Origin of the sequence: Sulfitobacter sp. (genome assembly GCF_036960155.1) — a bacterium.
Classification (GTDB): Bacteria; Pseudomonadota; Alphaproteobacteria; order Rhodobacterales; family Rhodobacteraceae; genus Sulfitobacter.
This window is the reverse complement of the sequence record NZ_JBALWB010000002.1, coordinates 24,444-44,319: the sequence shown is the minus strand read 5'-3', so window position 1 is coordinate 44,319 and position 19,876 is coordinate 24,444. Positions and strand designations below refer to the sequence as shown.

20 protein-coding genes and 1 tRNA gene are annotated in these 19,876 nt (G+C 55.0%); 3 read left to right on the top strand and 18 right to left on the bottom strand.

Annotated elements, in window-relative coordinates:
• Window positions 1-84 precede the first annotated feature (84 nt).
• A complete protein-coding gene (locus V7775_RS06660) occupies window positions 85-921 on the top strand; it encodes an alkaline phosphatase family protein (RefSeq protein WP_335751105.1) in 837 nt (278 codons plus the stop codon).
• A gap of 6 nt (window positions 922-927) precedes the next feature.
• On the opposite strand, the gene V7775_RS06655 is transcribed toward V7775_RS06660, so the two are convergent.
• The 11 genes from V7775_RS06655 to V7775_RS06605 all read right to left on the bottom strand — a co-directional run bounded on the left by V7775_RS06655 (window position 928) and on the right by V7775_RS06605 (window position 12,742).
• A complete protein-coding gene (locus tag V7775_RS06655) occupies window positions 928-1,845 on the bottom strand; it encodes an alpha/beta hydrolase (RefSeq protein ID WP_335751104.1) in 918 nt (305 codons plus the stop codon).
• A gap of 2 nt (window positions 1,846-1,847) precedes the next feature.
• On the bottom strand, window positions 1,848-3,725 hold the full coding sequence (locus V7775_RS06650; protein WP_335751103.1) for an acyl-CoA synthetase: 1,878 nt from the start codon (window positions 3,723-3,725) through the stop codon (window positions 1,848-1,850).
• A gap of 212 nt (window positions 3,726-3,937) precedes the next feature.
• A complete protein-coding gene (gene lysM, locus V7775_RS06645) occupies window positions 3,938-4,369 on the bottom strand; it encodes a peptidoglycan-binding protein LysM (RefSeq protein ID WP_335751102.1) in 432 nt (143 codons plus the stop codon).
• Between the two features lie 72 nt (window positions 4,370-4,441).
• Window positions 4,442-6,244 carry an ABC transporter transmembrane domain-containing protein gene (locus V7775_RS06640; RefSeq protein WP_335751101.1) on the bottom strand — a complete coding sequence of 601 codons (1,803 nt, stop codon included), beginning with the start codon at window positions 6,242-6,244 and terminating at the stop codon, window positions 4,442-4,444.
• 97 nt (window positions 6,245-6,341) lie between these two features.
• Window positions 6,342-6,416: transfer RNA gene (locus V7775_RS06635), tRNA-Gly, on the bottom strand.
• Between the two features lie 82 nt (window positions 6,417-6,498).
• Window positions 6,499-7,227 (bottom strand): maleate cis-trans isomerase family protein, encoded by a 729-nt coding sequence (locus V7775_RS06630; RefSeq protein WP_335751100.1) that lies wholly within the window; start codon window positions 7,225-7,227, stop codon window positions 6,499-6,501.
• Complete coding sequence (locus tag V7775_RS06625) at window positions 7,224-8,366, bottom strand: M24 family metallopeptidase (protein ID WP_335751099.1); 1,143 nt, start codon at window positions 8,364-8,366, stop codon at window positions 7,224-7,226. Before V7775_RS06625 ends, V7775_RS06630 begins: the two co-directional genes overlap by 4 nt.
• A complete protein-coding gene (locus V7775_RS06620; protein ID WP_335751747.1) occupies window positions 8,366-9,403 on the bottom strand; it encodes a pyridoxal-phosphate dependent enzyme in 1,038 nt (345 codons plus the stop codon). Before V7775_RS06620 ends, V7775_RS06625 begins: the two co-directional genes overlap by 1 nt.
• A 59-nt stretch (window positions 9,404-9,462) precedes the next feature.
• Window positions 9,463-10,032, bottom strand: coding sequence for a hypothetical protein (locus tag V7775_RS06615; RefSeq protein ID WP_335751098.1), 570 nt, complete (start codon window positions 10,030-10,032; stop codon window positions 9,463-9,465).
• Window positions 10,033-10,039: 7 nt separating this feature from the next.
• Window positions 10,040-12,280: a xanthine dehydrogenase family protein molybdopterin-binding subunit gene (locus V7775_RS06610; protein ID WP_335751097.1), complete on the bottom strand. Its 2,241-nt coding sequence runs from the start codon at window positions 12,278-12,280 to the stop codon at window positions 10,040-10,042.
• A 3-nt stretch (window positions 12,281-12,283) separates the two neighbouring features.
• Window positions 12,284-12,742 (bottom strand): (2Fe-2S)-binding protein, encoded by a 459-nt coding sequence (locus V7775_RS06605; RefSeq protein WP_335751096.1) that lies wholly within the window; start codon window positions 12,740-12,742, stop codon window positions 12,284-12,286.
• A gap of 227 nt (window positions 12,743-12,969) precedes the next feature.
• Here V7775_RS06605 and V7775_RS06600 point away from each other — a divergent pair, with 227 nt between their 5' ends.
• The gene (locus tag V7775_RS06600; RefSeq protein WP_335751095.1) at window positions 12,970-13,518 is read left to right on the top strand and encodes a TetR/AcrR family transcriptional regulator; all 549 of its coding nucleotides are present in this window, start codon (window positions 12,970-12,972) and stop codon (window positions 13,516-13,518) included.
• A gap of 166 nt (window positions 13,519-13,684) precedes the next feature.
• Here the strand turns inward: V7775_RS06600 and V7775_RS06595 are convergent, their stop codons facing one another.
• Together V7775_RS06595 and V7775_RS06590 are read right to left on the bottom strand one after the other, a co-directional pair.
• Window positions 13,685-14,797, bottom strand: coding sequence for an S-(hydroxymethyl)glutathione dehydrogenase/class III alcohol dehydrogenase (locus V7775_RS06595; RefSeq protein WP_335751746.1), 1,113 nt, complete (start codon window positions 14,795-14,797; stop codon window positions 13,685-13,687).
• Window positions 14,798-14,854: 57 nt separating this feature from the next.
• Entirely contained in the window at window positions 14,855-15,823 is a 969-nt protein-coding gene (locus V7775_RS06590; protein ID WP_335751094.1) for an NAD-dependent epimerase/dehydratase family protein, read from the bottom strand.
• A gap of 93 nt (window positions 15,824-15,916) precedes the next feature.
• Between V7775_RS06590 and V7775_RS06585 the strand changes: the two genes are divergently transcribed.
• Window positions 15,917-16,798 carry a LysR family transcriptional regulator gene (locus V7775_RS06585; protein WP_335751093.1) on the top strand — a complete coding sequence of 294 codons (882 nt, stop codon included), beginning with the start codon at window positions 15,917-15,919 and terminating at the stop codon, window positions 16,796-16,798.
• On the opposite strand, the gene mnhG is transcribed toward V7775_RS06585, so the two are convergent.
• The 5 genes from mnhG to V7775_RS06560 are packed head-to-tail and all read right to left on the bottom strand — an operon-like array spanning window position 16,795 to window position 19,876.
• On the bottom strand, window positions 16,795-17,196 hold the full coding sequence (gene mnhG / locus V7775_RS06580) for a monovalent cation/H(+) antiporter subunit G (protein WP_335751092.1): 402 nt from the start codon (window positions 17,194-17,196) through the stop codon (window positions 16,795-16,797). The genes V7775_RS06585 and mnhG overlap by 4 nt on opposite strands.
• The gene (locus V7775_RS06575; protein WP_335751091.1) at window positions 17,193-17,480 is read right to left on the bottom strand and encodes a K+/H+ antiporter subunit F; all 288 of its coding nucleotides are present in this window, start codon (window positions 17,478-17,480) and stop codon (window positions 17,193-17,195) included. The genes mnhG and V7775_RS06575 overlap by 4 nt, the downstream gene beginning before the upstream one ends.
• On the bottom strand, window positions 17,477-17,977 hold the full coding sequence (locus V7775_RS06570; RefSeq protein ID WP_335751745.1) for a Na+/H+ antiporter subunit E: 501 nt from the start codon (window positions 17,975-17,977) through the stop codon (window positions 17,477-17,479). The genes V7775_RS06575 and V7775_RS06570 overlap by 4 nt, the downstream gene beginning before the upstream one ends.
• Before the next feature lies 1 nt (window position 17,978).
• Entirely contained in the window at window positions 17,979-19,535 is a 1,557-nt protein-coding gene (locus V7775_RS06565; protein ID WP_335751090.1) for a monovalent cation/H+ antiporter subunit D, read from the bottom strand.
• The gene (locus V7775_RS06560; protein ID WP_335751089.1) at window positions 19,532-19,876 is read right to left on the bottom strand and encodes a Na+/H+ antiporter subunit C; all 345 of its coding nucleotides are present in this window, start codon (window positions 19,874-19,876) and stop codon (window positions 19,532-19,534) included. The genes V7775_RS06565 and V7775_RS06560 overlap by 4 nt, the downstream gene beginning before the upstream one ends.

Here is a 19,876-nt window from a genome sequence, read left to right as displayed (position 1 = left end):
ATCCTCTCACTTTAATGTGTGCTATCGCTTGCGCGTCGCGGCTAGCTGGCCTCATATGGGATGAGCATTTGGGAAGGTATATCCATGGACAACAAACTACTTTTGATCATTCTTGATGGTGTGCCCTACCGCAATTGGCGACGCCTGTTTGGCAACCTTGAAGGCTGGGTAGACAGTGGCGATGCACGGGTGTGGAAAATCCGCTCGGTGCTGCCCTCAATTTCGGCGTCTTGCTATGCCTCTATCCATACAGGCGTTGCGCCGGCCCAGCATGGCTGTACAGGCAACGGCAACGTGTTCCGGATCAGTGAACCTGACGTCTTTGCCCAAGTACGCAAAGGTGGTGGCGTAACGGGTGCTGTCGCGCACAGCTTTTGGTCAGAGTTCTTTAACCGCCATCCTTTCGACCTTGTTCGCGATATCGAATATGATGAACCTGATAGCGACACGATCAATCACGGACGTTTTCATACAATGACAGGCTATAGCGCGGTCAACCAAATGACCCCCTGTGACCTTGATCTATTTGCGACGCTGACCAACATGTGCCTGCGGTTTGGATTGGACTATGGCATGCTGCACACCTGCACTCTCGACAGCATGGGCCACCGGTTTTTCCACGACTGTCAGGAAATGGATCATGCCTGTCACGTCATGGACGAAATGCTGGCACCCTTCATCATGAAATGGCGTCAGGCGGGATATGAAATAATGGTGACCGCAGACCACGGACAAGACGCGCGCGGCCACCACGGTGGGCGCGATCCGCTGCAACAAGAGGCGGCGCTGTATTACTTTGGTGATGCGGAAGGTCCGACGCAGGATGTGGTCATTGACCAGTTGCAACTGGCCCCTACCATCCTCAGCCGTCTTGGCGCACCTGTGCCTGATACAATGAAGGCAGGCAGCTTCCTTAAGTAACGGCCCCTAATAGGGCCAGTTACCCTTTGCCAGTGCATCAATGGCACCAGCCACACGGTCAAAAAACGCGGCTCCACGCGCGCTCATTCCTCGGGCGCGCAGGCATCCATGCACAAGACCTGCCTCATTGAACCACACCGCCTGCCCACCTGCCGCTAGGATCGCATTGCGATAGCTTTCGCCGTCGCTTGCCAGCGGGTCACATTCCGCAGTGACAATAACCGTCGGCGGTAGACTGCTAAAATCCGTATCGTGCAACGGCGCATAACGCGGATCGTCTGTGGGCGGCGGGGTGCCACCCGTGCGGATCGTCTGGTAGAATAACATGTCTTTGGTGGTCAGCTCTGGCGCATTGGCGTGCTCGATATAGCTGCCCTTTGTAGGGTCGCCACCCAGCCCCGGATAGATCAGGATTTGCCCTGCAATCTGCCCGCGTGCGTGATGTGTAACCGCTGCTGCCAAATTGCCGCCTGCGCTATCGCCTGCCGTCAACAATGTTTGCGGATAGGCCAAAGCAATCGCATCAAACGCAGCCTTGGCATCATTGTAGCATCCCGGGAAAATCGTCTCAGGGGCCAGCCCATAATTAACCGAAATAACACGCACACCAACCCGCGCGCAGAGTTCAGCACAGACATCATCGTGGCTATGTAGGCCGCCAACGACAAACCCCCCGCCGTGATAGTAAATGAGGGTGACGTCAGCCTCGCCTGCCTCATAGCGGCGACAAGGCACCCCGCCGTACGGTTCATCCCACACCTCTACGCCCTCAGGGCGTCCAGCGTGGAAAGCAGCGCACATGTCGTCATAGACTGCCCTCTGCTGGGTTATGTCTAGATCGACTGCGTGAGGCGGATAAAACTCCGCCCCCCGCGCGATATAGGCCCGCACCTCCTCATCAAGGAGCAGGCCATAGTCAGCCATGCTCAAGCAGCGTCCCACTGGTTGACGAACGCACCCAATACATTGCCCACCGCATCAGCATCCGCACCGTTCATATTAACGATTGCAACCAAGCCACGTTTTTTATCATCGATCACATGATCCACGCGCGCGCCAACATCTGCTTTTTCCAGCGCCCCGTTAAAGACACGTGTAATCGCGCTACGGCGTAGATCAGGTTTAAATATCTTGCCAACAGCCGTTTTCGGCAGTTCCGGCATGATCTCGATATGCTTGGGATGTGCCGCGCGCTCGTGAACATGAACGTCACAAAAGGCTATCAATTCTTCGGGCGTTACTGATGCCCCGTCGACCAATTCAACAAAGGCACAGGGCACTTCACCCGCATGCGCATCTGGCTGACCAATTGCACCCGCAAAGGCAACCGCTTCATGGCCCAACAGAGCTTCTTCGATTTCGGCTGGATCGATGTTGTGACCGCCGCGAATGATCAGATCCTTCGCGCGACCTGTAATCCAGATATAACCGTCTTCGTCTTTGCGGCCCAGATCGCCTGTCCGAAGAAATTTTTCATCGTAATACAGGTCTTTGTTTTTCTCGGCCTCAGTATAGGTATTGCCAGCAAAGACGCCCGGATTGGACACACAGATTTCGCCAACTTCGTCTACGTCTGCATCGATTGGACCATCTGGAGTGCCTTTGATGATCCGCACCTTGGTATAGGGAAACTCAACCCCGATGGAGCCTACTTTGCGCAACCCATCCGTCGGATTGCCAGACACAAGCACGGTTGCTTCTGTCAGGCCGTAACCCTCAACGATTGTGATCCCTGTCGCTTTTTCAAACCGCTTGAACAGCTCTAGCGGTAGCGGAGCTGATCCGGAAAAGGCTGTTTTTACAGAAGACAAATCCGCATCAATCGGGCGCTGCATCTTGGCAGAAATGGCCGTTGGTACGGTGATGATAAACGTGACCTTCCAGCGCTCGCAGAGCTTCCAGAAGTTATCGAAGACACCTTCGCCGCGATAACCTTGCGGTGTTGGCAAGATGATGTGCGCGCCAGAGTGGATAACACCCATAAACACCGAGTGAACCGCCATAACGTGAAAGAACGGCAGCGGGCACATGGCAACGTCATTTTCCGTATAGAGCAAACGGTTGCCCAGCCAGCCATTGTAAACCAAGCCCGAATATTTGTGCTGTGCCACTTTTGGCATACCTGTGGTTCCACCGGTGTGGAAATAGCATGCAACGCGGTCTTCTTGCGGGTCCTCGAATTGTAGCGTCGTTGGCTGTTTCGCCATCTCCGCATTGAGGTTCATATAGGTCGCTTGGTTTTGGACTGTCCGCTTTGGACGGATCAGCGGCACGATGACCTTTTTCAAACCTGTCAGATAGCGGTGCAGGTCTACTTCCATGACAGTTTTGACATTTGGGGCCAGTGCAACAGCCTCGGCCGTTTTATCAGCCACATCCGTTTTCGGGAAAGGCCGCAGTGTGACAACCACGGTTGCGTTTGTTTCGCGCAAGATTGCACCAATCTGTTCGGCGTCCAACAGCGGGTTGATCGGATTTACGATCCCTGCAATTGCACCACCAACCAATGTGATCGCTGTCTCATTGGTGTTAGGCAACACATAGGCAACCACATCTTTTGGGCCTATGCCCAGATTGCGAAACAGGTTTGCAGCTTGAACAGATTTATCATGGAACTGCTGCCACGTCAGTGTTTCAGCATGATCCGTCGGGCCGGAAAACAACTGATAGCTGATGGCATTGTTGTTCGGAAATTTGGACGCCGTGCTAGATAGCATCCCATAAAGTGTTTTGTGCAGATCGCGGTCTTCCCACGCGCTTTCTGCCTCAATAGCATCACGGTCCGCTATTCCAGAATATCCCATGTGTCTTCCTCCCCTTTGCTGTCACTTTTCGCGACATGCGTAATTTTTCTAAGGTACGATGACGCCCCTGCACGATAATTTCAAGCAAAGCATACAGCCGAACGCAGCGTTATGGGCAAAGCTGCCCAAACGTAAGCGTCGTGTCTTAAAATTTTGGAAGGGGAAGGCAGACAAGGCCGCACCCAACTATCAAAGCGGATGCGGCCAATTGGTTAAGCTGTCGGGATGCGCAAAACCTGACCAGGATAGATTTTGTCAGGGTGCGTCAGCATAGGCTTGTTCGCCTCAAAGATTTTCTCATAGTGCGCGCCATTGCCAAGTGTCTTGGCAGAGATCGCCCAAAGAGTGTCACCCTTTTCAACCGTGTGGAACGTTGGTTCGCCCTCACCGCCTGTAACGTCGTCCTCTACCGCGGCTACGCCTTCGACGTTGCCCACAGCAAGAATGACCTTTTCGCGCATTTCTTGGCTTGCAGCTTTGCCGGTCACTTTGACCTTATCGCCTTCAACAACGATATCCAGACCCTCGGCATCAAGGCCCAGCTCTTTCAGCTCATCTTGTAGTGCGGCACCGGTTACTTCGGCGTCATCATCGCCACCAAAAACCTTTTTGCCCGCACCTTTTACGAAACTCCACAGACCCATTTTAATACTCCTTCAACGGATTAAATTATGGTCAGAGTGTTTCACTCAGCCGGCTATAAGCGCAAGAGGGAATTATGCAGCCACTTCACCATCGGTGAACTGCAAACGCGCCAAACGGGCATAAAGGCCTCCCTTGGCCACCAACGCATCGTGCGTTCCGCTGTCAACGATGCGACCTGCCTCTAGCACAACAATTCGATCCGCCTTTTTTACGGTCGCCAAACGGTGCGCCACAATCAGCGTGGTCCGGTCTGCACTCAGCTCCTCCACTGCGGCCTGAACCGCGCGTTCGCTTTCTGCGTCGAGCGCGCTGGTGGCTTCGTCCAGCAACAACACAGGTGCTGCGCGTAAAATCGCGCGCGCAATTGCGATGCGTTGCTTTTGCCCACCTGACAACATCAAGCCGCGTTCACCAAGATAGCTGTCATACCCGTCAGGCAGTGACGCAATAAAGTCATGCGCCGCAGCCGCACGTGCTGCGACTTCAATTTCAGCGTCCGTCGCGTCGGGGCGGCCAAAGCGGATATTTTCGCGCGCGGAGGCTGCAAAAATAACAGGGTCCTGTGGCACCAATGCGATCTGGCTGCGGAATGTATCACGCGTAAGGTCGCGTAAATCTATTCCGTCAAAGGTGATGCGCCCTGATTGTGGATCATAAAACCGTAGGATCATTTGGATGATCGTCGTCTTGCCTGCACCGGAGGGGCCGACAAACGCAACTGTCTCACCCGGTTTAATCTCTAGGCTCACGCCATCCAGCGCTGCAATATCTGGGCGCCCCGGGTAGTTGAACTTGATGTCCTCAAAACAGATGTGCCCCAGAACAGGTTCTTGCAGCGACTTGGCAGCCGCTGGATCCTTAACAGGGTCTTCGGTTTCCAACAGCTCAACCAGACGCTCAGTTGCACCTGCTGCGCGCTGCAACTCGGACCAAATTTCCGACAGTGCTGCTACCGCGCCCGCAACCATCACCGCGTAGATCACAAACTGAATCAACGACCCTACCGTCATGGCATCAGCCCGCACATCACGCGCGCCAATCCACAGCACGCCTACCACACCCGAGAAGACAAGGAAGATCACAATCGCCGTCAGGAATGCACGTGTTCGAATGCGGCGGCGCGCCGCGTCAAACGAGCTTTCGGTCATGTCTGCAAATTGCTTGCGGCTCGCGTTCTCATGCGTGAATGCCTGAACCGTCTGAACTGCACTTAGGCTTTCGGACGCGTTGCCAGATGAGGCTGCAATCCAATCCTGATTCTCGCGGCTTAGGACACGCAAACGACGGCCCAGCACCAGAATGGGAACAACAACAGCAGGCACAACCAGCAACACCAGCCCAGCCAGTTTTGCCGAGGTGAGCAGCATCAACGCCAACCCACCGATGAATGTAAGGCAATTGCGCAACGCGATCGAAACAGACGAGCCAATGACGCTTTGAATAACAGTTGTGTCTGTTGTGATCCGGCTTAGGACTTCGCCAGTCATGGTGCGTTCATAAAACACCGGACTCATTGAAATTACGCGGTCAAAGGTGGCCTTGCGAATATCCGCAACAACCCGTTCCCCCAATCGCGTGACCAATGCAAAACGCAGTGCAGATCCCACCGCAAGCAGGCCAGCAATCGCAAGTGCCGCTAGGAAATACTGATCCAGCAGCTCTGCCTCGCCCGTATCAAATGTATCCACAACACGTCGTACCGCCAAAGGTAGCGCGAGTGAAATCATCGCCGTGGCGATAAGGGCGCCAAACGCGCAAATCATCAAAACACGGTAAGGGCGCAAGAACGGCAGCAGTGCCCCTAACGCACCAATGCGGCGTGATCGCGCGCGTTCTTCGGTGACTGAGGGGGGGGGCGTGGGGCTATCGGCCATGCACTGTCCTTTACATAAACATGCTGCGCTTTTGGCGCGCGGATACAGCAGGGTCAAGCACTGTGCGAAAAGACGATTTGGATCAAAGGGAAGTTGCTGGAGCGGGCGGAGGGAATCGAACCCTCATCTTCAGTTTGGAAAACTGAGGTCTTAACCATTACACAACGCCCGCTCACAGGGATTGCGTATGACATCAGCGCCAGAGCGTCAAGATCATGATGTGGGTCTGACGTGCAGAATTTGTGTTATTTTACTCAGGGGCGCGTTGCAGCGTTCAACCTACCCGGAACAACCGCCGCCGATGTGAGATGCCAACCCAGCACTTGATTGCTAGACAGGCAGACGATTCCTGTTTGCTCTTCGATCTGCGCAATCACATCTAGGGTGCGCAGGTTCGTGCAGGACAAAAACACCGCCTCGACACTGTCCTGTGTCACCAAGTCGCAGGCCGCATCAATGATGGACTGCGCGCCAATGCGCACCACGCTGGCCTCATTCGCTTCTTCAAAGCTACCGAATACAGGCGTAGTAATCCCCGCCTCTGACAATGCCGCGCGTAACTTGTCCGACACATCTGCCGTGTAGGGCGATAGAAAACCTAGCCGCGTCACACCCAGCGCTCGACACGCTGCGATTAGCGCGGTCAACGGGTCAGAAACACGTGCAGTTTGCGCCCCTGCTCCGATCAATCTGGCAACTTCATCTGCGCCAATCTGGGCTGTCGCCGAGGTACAGCCATAGCCAATACTAGAAAACGGTAGCGCTTGCGGCAAAAGATTTGCTGCGTTGGTAATATGATCCGTCATCGCGCGCAGGCTGTCGGGGGTTACGTCGGGTGCCGACGGTACACGCGTCACATAAAGTGGCACATCGTGCGGCAACATCCGGCGCATGTCGCTCTCAATGGTTTCATCGGTCTGGAGAACAACAAGCCCCAACGGTGCAGGCCCGTCTGGCGTGCGCGCATATTCGTAACGCGTCATAGTTGCACCATGTGCGGCCCAGCACGCGGCGATAAAAACTGCGGTGCGCCGTCAGTGATCAAAATGTCTTCTTCGTGTACCAGCATCTTGCCTTGCCCCGTTTCAATCCCCGGCTCAAGCGTGATCACCATGCCTGCCTCTAGCACCGTATGATCCTCAGGGATCAGGGATAACCCTTCAGTCAGTTGCATCCCCAAACCGTGCCCTAACCGCCCTGCATCAGAGCCACCTGCCCCGCCTGTCACAATCTTATCCATGGCATGGAACACCTCGGCTGCCGTTGTCCCTGCACGTACAATATCTGCCCCTGCATTCACCGCGTCAATCAATCTGGCATGGGCTGTTTCGCTATGCATGCTTATGGGTCCAACGCTAAAATTACGGTCGAAATCACAGAAATATCCATCCCAAACCAGCCCAGTATCCAACATCAACACATCCCCATCAGTGAGAGGCGTATCACTAGCGGGGGAGATCACATCACCATACCCACCTTTCGCCGCGCCGCCTGCAAGGTAAGGCACCCAATCCGCCCCTTCCTCCAGACACAAACGCTGAAAATCACGAAGCACTTGGCTAAGGGGCACCCCTGCACCTGCAATTTCGGGCACGCGGGCAAAAGCACGGCCCGCAATCGCGCAGGCTTGGCTGATTTTTGCGACTTCGCGGTCCGATTTCACCGCGCGCAACCGCGCCGTGATGCCTGCATCGTCCACAACTTTACCATTCAGCCCTACCTGCACCCGCGCCCAATCGGCAAGCGGCATGCGCAGGTGGCTCTCCATCCCCATGGGGGTGCCGATGCGTTTGGCATTCAACCCGTTCAGCGTATCCGTCAGCAGGCTCACGCCATCATCGGTTACGTCAGGTGCGCGCCATGTCCGGATATCTTCGATCCACGTCTGCCCCATCAGTTCAGCACCGATGGACGGGATCACCGCTATGGGCATTCCCGACGCAGGGAGCACCAGAAACCAAGGGCGCGACGGGCTTTCCCAGAACTGCGTTAGAAATCCTGTGAAATAACGTACATCAGGTTCGGTGGTCAAAAGGAGCGCATCAAGATGCGCGGCTTGCATCCACTTTTGCGCGCGCGCCACGCGATCTTGAAATTCAGCTGGAGGAAAGCCGCGCTCCACTACGCTGGTCCTTCGCTCAGCACGCATAGGATTCGCGATTGCGCCGTGACACCCATTGCCGCGCGTTGATCCGCGTTGAGTGAAACCAGCGCAGCAACCCCTGCTGCACCAGAAGGCGACGAGCCAAAACCCGCAACCATACACAGACCAGCACCTGCCTGCCCCTCTGCTTCGGAAATCAGGGCAAAGTCATCGGCATCCCGCGCCAACCCTTTTAACGCAATGATCGAAGGCATCTTGCAATCAAGCCGCCCCATGTCTGACACAGGTCCGCTGCTCTCAACAGCTTTACCCGCAACAATCGAGCCATGCAGCGCGGGTGCTGCGTCCGGCTCAACCACAACAATGCGCGGTGCATCACCCCAGGTTTCGCGCGCCAAGGCAGCACAGGCACAGGCCAAACCACCCACGCCCGCCTGTAAAAAGATATGGGTCGGAGCCTGTGGTAACTGCTCAATCGCCTCAGCCATCAGAATAGTATACCCCTCCATCAGGCGGTGCGGGCGATCAATATACCCGTGCCATGACCCATCCGACAGCAACACCCAGCCGTTATTTTCTGCGGCCTTTTCAGCGGCGCGCAGGCTGTCCTCATAGGTTTCGCCCTCTCGGATAACACGTGCGCCTTGTGTTTCTAGGCGCGTAGCGAAACTCTCAGGGACGGTTTGCGCGATATAAACCACCGATGACGCGCCAAAGGCACTGGCCCCAGCAGCAACAGACATCCCATGGTTGCCAGCACTTGCGGTCACATAAGTGCGTTTACTCACGTCGCCTTCTTGGGCATCACAGGCAACGACATAAGCCGCGCCCAGCGCTTTGAAACTTCCTAATCCCATGCGGCCCCGCTCGTCTTTGATCCAGACATCCTGCACGCCTGCTTGCTTGGCAATTGCGGGTGCGGCACTCAGTGGAGTTGCGGCAGCAACGGGGCAACGTTCAACCAATGCCTGCGCGCGTGGCGCATCCGTAGAGGGCATCGGGACGTCATCAAGACCGACAAGCGGCGCGGGGCGGGTGATGTGTAAAATTTCCATATTGAGAGGTGAGACACGGGACACGCCCGCGTCAAGATATTTCGCGACAGAGGCCGCTATCAATCGTCCTCACAGGGCATCCCGGCAGCGCCCCACACCTCTAGATTGCGGGCAAGTTCTTCAGCCGATCCGGGCGCAGGGTTGCGTCCAGCCCCAGGTGTAAAGCCGTAGCTGACAAAGACGCTGGTGCGTACATGCTCAACCAATTGCGCAATATCAAAACCATCATTGGTTTCAGGGGCCCGCAACAGTTCGCAAACCTCGACGCTGGTTTTGCCGCGCCACGCAAGCTCAACCGGCGGCAATCGCCATGCGTCATCAACTTGCGGCGCCGCGTGCGGCACATCGTTTTTGCCTGCTGCACCAATATGACATGTCCTGCACGGCACGCTGAGCGCGCCAATGCGGCTGTCATCTGCGGTGATGTTCATGCCATGCAGACGTTTAAGGCCATACCCCAGATCATCCCATGCTGGGCGACCGCTGCTTCCAACATGGCAATTGGTGCAACGCGGATGCGAGGCAACTGCGTAGATTTCGCGCCACGCAGTTGCACCCGTTGTTGCATCTTGCGCATTTACAGCGGAACCAAGCGCTGCAAATGCCAATAGTGTCAGTTGAAACCTCACTCCGCTCTCACACAAAATCGACAGTGTTAAAGAACGGCATTTCCCGCAGGCGTATCCCTGTCGCGGCAAATATAGCGTTTGCCAGCGCTGGCGCCGCGGGCGGCACGGGTGGTTCCCCGATGCCGCGCACAGTTGGGTTATTCTCTAACGCGCGCACTTCGATCACGGGGCACTGATGCAGGCGCATCCCCTCAGCCATGTGAAAATTGTCCTGCTCAGCACTGCCGTCAGAATAAGTAATTTCAGAATTCATGGCATGGCCAAGCCCCCAAATCACCCCACCCACCGCAACGTTATTAAACGTCACCGGATCAACGACACGCCCCACTTCGGCCGCGAGCCAGACGCGATCAATCTTGATCCCATCATCCGTGGCGGTCACCTCGACCACTTCGGCAACAGGCACACCAAATGAAGTGACCAATGCAACACCGCGACCCTGTCGTGGACCCAGCGGGCTACCCCAGTTTGACATCTCAGCAACGGCCTCAAGAACCGCGCGGGCATCTGGATCATTTGCCAAACGCAGGCGTTCCTCCATCGGATCAGCGCCCGCCGCATGGATCAACTCATCCAAAAAGCTTTCGGCGAAGAATCCAGCGGTGGACGCCCCTACCGAACGCCAAGACGATGTTGGTGCCAGTTCTGGCACGGCGTAAGCACGCACACGCAGATTTGGCACCGCATAACGCATGTTCCACGCCCCTGCGGCGATCTGCGTATCAGGCCCCGGTACAGGAACGCCAAGACGATTGGATTGTGAACGTGAAGAGGAAACTGTGGCGATGTCCAAATCAAGCGCGGTCACTTTGCCACCTGCATGTGCGCCGCGACCACGGGCCATACCGATCTGACGGTTATGATCCTGAACAAAGTCCTCCTCGCGGCGGAAAGTCAGTTTAACGGGTGTACCCGGTACTTTGGCCGCCACGTCTACTGCTACATCGATGTTGTCGAATTCAAGCCGGTGACCAAAGCTGCCACCTGCAAACTGGCTGTGAAAGAAGACTTGCTCTTCGTCCATGTCCAGCCGTGCCGCTGCACGTTGTTGAACATAACGAGGAAGCTGATGCGCAGCCCAAATATCAACGCGGTCTGCCGTCACCTTCACAACGGCACTCAGTGGTTCAAGCGGTTGGTGGGCCACGTAAGGCGCGCGGTATTCTGCCTCAAGGACGTCACTACCACTCAAGGCATCCTCAACGTCCCCATCATTGCGCCACTCCTTATCAAGGCGATCCTCTACAAAGGATGCTTCAACTTCGGTCCAGTGATCTGCTTGCTCCGCTGGGTACGGTGCTTTTCCCCAATCGATCTCGACTTTTTCAAGGGCGCGGAACGCCCGCCATGTATTGTCAGCAATCACTGCGACACCGTAGGGCAGCTCAACCACTTGAGATACTCCGCGCATTCCCTCAGCCGCGCTGGCATCAAAGCCCAACATCGGCGCACCCTTGCGCGGGTTCATCCGCACGGATGCCTGCACCATACCTTCTACTTTGAGGTCGATGCTATAGGTTTGGGTGCCTGTAGATTTTGCGGCAATGTCTAGACGCTGGGTTGGTTTACCGATCAGACGCCACTGTGACGGATCACGCAAAGATACATCTGTCACCGGATCCATTTGGGCGGCGCGCGCGGCAAGGGAAGTGTAATCAATCCGCGTACCATCTGGCAGCACAACCGCCGCGCGTTCGGTGCTCAGTTTGCCTACAGCGATGCCCGTTTCCTCGGCTGCGGCAGCTTTCAGCGTTTCACGCGCAACAGCGCCTGCTTGGCGCAACTTATCAAAACTGTCTGGAACCGAAGAAGACCCACCAGTAACCTGCGCCCCAAGGACCTTCATCACAGCACCCATCGTGCTGCGCATTGTCTCGGCTGCAAAACTGTTATCGTTTGAGCGGAATGGAACAGTCTCACCTGCCAATGCAGTGTTGTAATATGCTGCTGCTGGCGCACCGGGTGTTGTGGTGACCTGATCAATCTCCACATCCAGCTCTTCAGCGATCAGCATCGCCTGCATGGCCGTAGCTCCCTGCCCCAAATCGGTGTGCGGAGTAACGAGGGTAATACCGTCTACATTAATCTTGACCCATGGGTTAAACACAGCATCCCCCGCAGAGGCATCTGCCAACAGCGGGTTTTCGATGTCACGTTTCACCATATAGGCGCCAAAGGCGACGCCGCCCACGATTGCAGCAGAGCCAATCAAAAAGGATCTGCGGGCAATTGTTTTGATACGCCCCATGGCTCAGGCCTCCTGAAGCTTAGCTGCGGCGGTTTTTACAGCGGCGCGGATACGCGGATAGGTCCCGCAGCGGCACAAATTGCCGCTCATGGCCTGGTCGATCTGATCATCGGTTGGTTCTGAATTGAGGTCCAAAAAGCTGGCCGCTTGCATGATCTGTCCGGACTGACAGTAACCACACTGAGCCACCTGATGTTCAACCCACGCGGATTGAACTGCATGCAGTGCATCAGGTGTGCCGAGACCTTCAATCGTTGTAATTTCGCCATCCACATCCACGGCGGACAACTGACATGAGCGCACAGCGACCCCATCAACATGCACCGTGCACGCGCCACATTGCGCAATACCACAGCCGTATTTCACACCTGTAATGCCCAGCTCGTCCCGCAGAACCCACAACAATGGCATGTCATCCTCCACATCCACTTGATGGGACTTTCCATTTACATTCAGTTCCATGGTCCATTCCTCCTGGAAGTATTTATTCTTAACCGCCCATACGCGATCACCCTCGGCGTGTGATCGCGTATTGTTTGGCTTCTATCCCTGAGGACGCCTCCATGATAAGAACAATGCCTCTCACGGGCGCCTCCCCAAAAATCAACAGCCATTGACTTACACATAAAGCCGTTTCTCTTTATGTCAACGCTCATTGACAAATTCCTTCTACCCCCTACAAACCACTCATGGGTAAAGCACAGAAAACTCGCGAAAAAATCTTGGGCAATGCACGCGACTTGCTTTGGCGTCACGGCTATTCCAATGTCCCTCTTCGCCAGATCGCAACGGCCGCGGGGGTCGATGTTGCGCTGATCTCTCGGTATTTTGGAAATAAACAGGGGCTATTTCAGGCCACCCTTGAAGGCGCGTTTGATATCCCCGAGGTGAGTTCTCCTCAGGAATTGGTGGATATGGTTGTATTGCTGTTCATGTCCCACCCTAGGGATTCCAGCACAGTATCGATCCTCAATCTAATGCTGATGAATGCACAAGACGAAGAGGTCGGCAGTTTGGTCCGTACCCTGCAACAATCCACTTTACAGGCCTCTGTTGAGGACGTCCTTGGCGACACTGCGCGGGCCGCATTGTTCATGGCTGTCATTTTGGGGATGAGCGTGGCGGAAAAGTCCCTGCACCTGCCTGGAATTGCGCCCTGCCAAACCCCTGAATACGAAGGCCAGCTGCGCCACATGCTTATGGCGTCTCTGGCTTACAACAGCCAAGCCGCGCTTTAACGTTTTACTTTATTTAAATAGTTTAGTCTGATCTGCCCCTAAGGCACGATCAAAACGAAACCATGGAAGGCCTGCAATATAACGTGCACTGCAGGCCCTTATTCTTCGTATCCAACCACCTGAACGTTCTGCCACATCGAGAACAATTCAGATGGTGGTGTTCAGATCAAAACTCGACAACAGCGCGGATTGATTTCCCTTGGTGCATCAGTTCAAAACCTTCATTAATCTGATCAAGGGTCAATTTGTGTGTGATCATCGGGTCAATCTCGATTTTGCCGTTCATGTACCAATCTACAATTTTCGGCACATCAGTACGGCCTTTGGCACCACCAAAGGCTGTTCCGCGCCAAACACGGCCCGTGACCAATTGGAATGGGCGTGTTGAAATCTCGGCACCTGCCGCAGCAACACCGATGATGATGCTTTCGCCCCAGCCTTTGTGCGCGGCTTCCAATGCGTCACGCATAACTTTGGTGTTGCCCGTAGCATCAAACGTATAATCGCCACCGCCACCTGTCAGCTCAACCAGATGCTCAACCAAATCACCGTCGATCTTTGATGGGTTCACAAAATCAGTCATGCCGAAATAGCGGCCCGTTTCGTCTTTGTCGTCGTTCAAATCGACGCCAACAATTTGATCTGCCCCCGCCATACGCAATCCTTGGATCACGTTCAGGCCAATACCGCCCAGACCAAACACAATGCAGCGCGCGCCAATTTCGACTTTGGCAGTGTTGATCACAGCGCCAATGCCTGTTGTCACGCCGCAGCCGATGTAACAAATCTTGTCGAATGGCGCGTCCTTGCGCACTTTGGCCAATGCTATTTCCGGCACAACCGTGTGGTTGGCAAAGGTTGAACAGCCCATGTAGTGGTGAATAGGCGTGCCATCCAGCATGGAAAAGCGCGTTGTACCATCCGGCAACTGGCCGCGTCCTTGGGTAATGCGGATCGCCTGACACAGGTTGGTTTTGCCCGACAGGCAATATTCGCATTCGCGGCATTCAGGGGTATACAGCGGGATCACGTGATCACCCACTTCCAGTGTCGTCACGCCCTCACCGATCTCCATGACAATGCCAGCACCTTCATGGCCTAGGATCACAGGGAAAATACCTTCAGGGTCATCGCCGGAACGGGTGAACTCATCTGTGTGGCACAGGCCTGTCGCTTTGATCTCAATCAGGACTTCGCCGCGTTTGGGGCCCTCAAGGTTGACCTCCATGATTTCAAGCGGCTTTCCAGCCTCTACAGCGACGGCGGCACGGGTCTTCATCATGGGGAGTCCTCCTGATTTAATTTCCTGCAGGAGGACCCAAATGTTCGAGTTTTGTCAAGCCGTTCGCGTCTTAGAAATCATCGGTTTTCCGGCTGAAACCTGTGACAGGGAAAGCGCGTCAACCATAGCTGTCGCAAGGGAGGTTGGCTGGAAATCAGGGAGGATGGCCTGTAATGGGGCGCCATCAATGCGGTGCGGCTTGTTCCATAGATAGCGCATTTCGATGACCTCCCGCATGAGCGGACTAAACAGCCCCATCAGTCGCAAAATCCCCCAAGGCATCGACTTTAATTTTAGCGATCGACCGGCCGCGCGCTCAACTGCGGCCTTCAGTTCTACGCCTGTGAGGCTAAAGCCCTCAAAGCCAAAGCTTGAGAACATCGGCAAGTCGTGGCGTTTGTCAGCAAGCCCTGCCATAGCTCGTCCCATATCCGGCAAATAAGCCCACGCATGGACGGCATCCATCCGACCCGGGTAGGTAAACATTCCTTTATCGACCCTATTTACCATTTGGTTCTCAAACCAATTCCCTGTCGGTGTCCCCTCAATAAAATCGCCACCGCGCAGGATGATTGTGCGCAGCCCCTGTTGAGCGGCATCTGCAAATGTACGCTCCATCGTAACGCGCAATGCCCCTTTGCGTGTGGACGGCGTGGGCGCTGCATCTTCGCGCAACACAACAGGAGCGTCTTTGCCAAATGTGTACACATTGCCCGCAATCATCACGGTCGCGCCACTTGATAGACCTGCAGCAATGATATTGGCGGAGTAGATCGGTAGAAATTCTGACCAGTCAGGATAGGGTGGGTTAATTGCGTGTACGATGACATCAACACCCTTTGCCGCTTCAATCACTGCCTTGCGATTGCGCACATCACAGGCAACGCCTTTCACGCCAGCAACATGGGCGCCTTCACCCGTGCGGCTTGCCGCGCGTACATCCCACCCGTTTTGCGCAAAGGCCTGAGTTGCTGCGCGGCCAAAGCGGCCATTTGCGCCTAAGATAAGTACAGTTCCAGTCATGCTGATCTCCAATCTGATTGATATTGACAACTGAACTCTAGCGATTGATATTTGAATGAGTAATCGGCTAAAATTGCATTTAGATATCCAAATATGAATACCTCAAATCTCCCATGGCACCTGCTGCAGTCTTTTGCCGCCATCAGTGAGGCAGGATCATTGTCGCGCGCAGCGGTAACACTGGGCAGCAGCCAGCCCACCCTTAGCCGTCATTTGACACAACTCGAAGAGCATCTGGGATCACGTCTTTTCTTCCGCACGCCTTCGGGTTTGACGCTTACACCAGAGGGGGCTGCCGTTCAGGCGCATGCCGATGCAATGGCGCAAGCCGCCGCGCATCTCTCTTTTGTGGGCGCACAAACTCAAGAGCTCAGCGGCACAGTACGGGTAACAGCAAGTCAGGTCGCGGCGACATATCTTCTGCCCCCGATGTTGGTCAGTTTGCGCCAAAACCACCCCGCACTCAGCCTCGAGCTGGTCGCGTCAGATGACACCGACAACCTGTTAAGGCGAGAAGCGGATTTAGCCGTGCGCATGTACCGCCCAATCCAAAATGATCTAATCGCGAAAAAGGTCGCAGATTTGCCGTTGGGTATCTATGCCTCACGCGACTATCTGGCCCGCCATGGGATGCCAGAAGGACCACAGGATTTAGCGGGACACACCGTGATTGGCTATGATCGCAGCACATTGATAATTGATGGCATGCGGCAAATGGGGATGGTTGTGGATCGCAGTTTCTTTGCGTTCCGGTCTGATGACCAAGTTGTGTGCTGGCGTATGGTTCAGGCGGGTATGGGCATCGGGTTTGGCCAACACTCAATTGCTGCTAACGACCCGAACTTGGTTGCGCTTTGGCCTCAGATGACCATCGGCAGCCTCCCTGTCTGGTTGACCGCGCATCAAGAGCTCAGGATGAGCCCGCGTGTGCGTGCCAGCTTTGACCATCTCGCAGCTTGTTTTGCTACGCTTTAGGTATCAGCGTCAGGTGTGGCCGCTACGTCTTCCATGGCGTCTATCGCCGGGATATCAAAGGTGGCCCACTGTTCGTCACCAGGCAATTCAGGCGGCGCTACACAATTGCCGCGATGCATGTTCACCTTTGCAATAAAGTTGGCTGAAATTGGTGCTGTGATAAACAAGAACGCCATGATCAGTAACTCATGCATCGCGCCATCGCCCAGCACCCCGTTGTAGATGATCGAAGCCAGCAACAGCGCGCCAACCCCCACAGTCCCCACCTTAGTCGGAGCGTGCAAACGCGTCATGCTGTCATTGAATTTCAGTAATCCAATTGCGCCAACCAGCGTGAATACCATACCAACAACTAAGCAAAATGTGACAACGTAGATCGTTACAATTTCATAGGTCATTCGATGATGTCCCCTCTCAGCACAAACCGCGCATAGGCCACGGTTGAGACAAAACCGAGCATGGCAATGATTAGCGATACTTCGAAATAGATTCGTGTCCCTTGGGAAAGTCCCATCAACACAACCAGACCAATGGCGTTTACCACCATCGTATCCAGTGCCAATATCCTGTCGCCTGTCCCCGGGCCAATCACCACACGGATCATCGCCATTATCTGGCAAAGCCCCACAATAGCAAAGGCCCCCATAAGTGCATAGTTCATCAGATCAGTTGCAAGGGTCATACGAATATCTCCTTCAGGCGCGCTTCATAGCGGCTTTTGATCCCGTCGCGCTCTGCGTCGGGGTCGTCTGTGTGCAGCACATGCACCAGCAGGTAGTGGCCGCTTTGTGATAGATCAGCGGATACCGTGCCGGGGGTCAGCGTGATGGTGCCTGCCAACAATGTAATCGCCTCGGGCTGGCGTAAATCCAACGGGATGATGATCCACGCGGGCTTTAGCTTTGCGTTGGGGACGGTCAGGACAATCCATGCAACCTGAACATTGGCAACCATGATGTCCCAGATCACCAACAGCCCGTATGAGATCATCTTACCCTTGCGAAAACTGGTGGGACGTTCAGGCCAGAACGCGGCAGTTGCCCGCGGGATGATGATCCCAAGGAGGAGGCCGAAGACGGCCATACCCGCCGAGAACTTATTCTGAAGAAGCATCCAGACAATCGCCAGAATAACGGTCAGATAAGGGTGTGGGAACAACCACGAAAATAGTCGCATCATCTTAGTGATCCCCTTCATGGTCATCGGCCTTGGCACCGCTCATCTTGCCCGGAGTATCAAGCACCGTTTTTATGTAGGCATCGGGCTGAAACAGCTGATCCGCAGTGGCGGTTGTATAGTTGTAGATCGGCCCCGCAAAAATCGTATGGGCCATCAACAACATCAGCAAACCGCCAACCGCAACACATGATAAGGCAGACGGCGCAGGGCGCCCCATCTCGGGTACGGGTGCACCGTCTGATTGGGCCTTCCAGAACAATACTGATCCGGCGCGCGCAAACCCCACAATGCTGATCAAACTTGCGGTCAACACCACAGTCCAAATCCAAACTGACGGACCTGTGTCAAATGCGGCATTCAGCACCATCAGCTTACCAATAAATCCTGACATGGGCGGCAGCCCCGTCATGGCAATTGCAGCGACAAAAAAGAGACCTGCAATCAATGCTGCTCCGGCGATCGGTGCGTCCGTGACCAGATCCAGATGGCCACGGCTTTGGCGGACCAAATCAACAATCAAGAACAGCGCAGCCGCCGCAAGCGTCGAGTGAACCATGTAATACAGTGCCGCAGAAATGCTCACTGGTGTGAACAAGCTAACCGCAACCATCACCATCCCCATCGAGCTGATGACTGAGAACGCCACCAAACGGTCGAGCTTTTTCGCGGCTAGAACGCCGACCGCACCAACAGCCAGCGACAGCAGGGAAACAGGCAACAACCACGTGCCATGCAGGCCCGCAGTCACGTCCAAATCAACAGGAAAGATCAACGTGTAGACGCGGATGATCGCATATGCGCCAACCTTGGTCATGATCGCAAACAGGGCTGCAACGGGTGGCGGCGCCTCGGCGTAGGAACTGGGCAACCAAAAGTGCAACGGCACAATCGCGGCCTTGATCGCAAAGACGAGGATCAGCAGTACGGCTGCCACACGAATACCCACGGTTTCATCCGCGCTGATCATCTGAACCCGCTGCGCAAGATCCGCCATGTTGAGCGTACCCGTTTCGGCATAAAGTGCGCCAAGCGCAAATAGGAACAGGGTTGAACCCAGCAGGTTGAACAACACGTATTGAACACCTGCACGCAGCCGGACATTGCCGCCCGAGTGGATCATCAGTCCATAGGACGCGATCAACAGAACCTCGAAGAAAACAAAGAGGTTGAACAAGTCGCCTGTCAGGAAAGCTCCTGCGATACCCATCAGTTGGAACTGGAACAACGCGTGGAACATCCGCCCGCGTTCATCCCATTTTGACCCAATCGCATAAAGCAGCACAAACAACGCTAGCACCGACATCAGCAGTACCATCATCGTGCTCAGACGGTCCCCGACCAGCACAATACCAAAGGGTGCTGCCCAATCACCTAGTTGATACAGCATTACCGTGCCATCTGACGTTTCAATCGCAAGGCCAAGGGCAATGGCGATCAATGCCAGCACGCCAGCAATTGAAAACACCCGCTGGATGCCCATGTGATAACGCGCAGCCAAAATGATGAACGGTGCAAGGAGTGCCGGAAGAACAATCGGCATAATCAACCAATGGGTCATGTCGCGTCCTCCCCTTCGGTCTCGGGCATATCATCGACGTGATCATCATCCGTACCCAAGTAGGCCCCAAGCGCAATCATCACGACCACGGCTGTCATGCCAAACGAGATCACAATCGCCGTTAGCACCAATGCTTGCGGCAAGGGATCGGTATAGATGGTTGCCTCTGAAAGGATCGGCGGTGCCGAAGGCGTCAGCCTGCCCGATGCAAAGAGGAAAATGTTCACCGCGTAAGTGAGCAGCGACACACCCAAAATCACCGGAAATGTGCGCAAGCGCATCACCATATACAATCCAGCCGCAGTCAGAACGCCGATGGCAGATGCTACAAGAAATTCCAT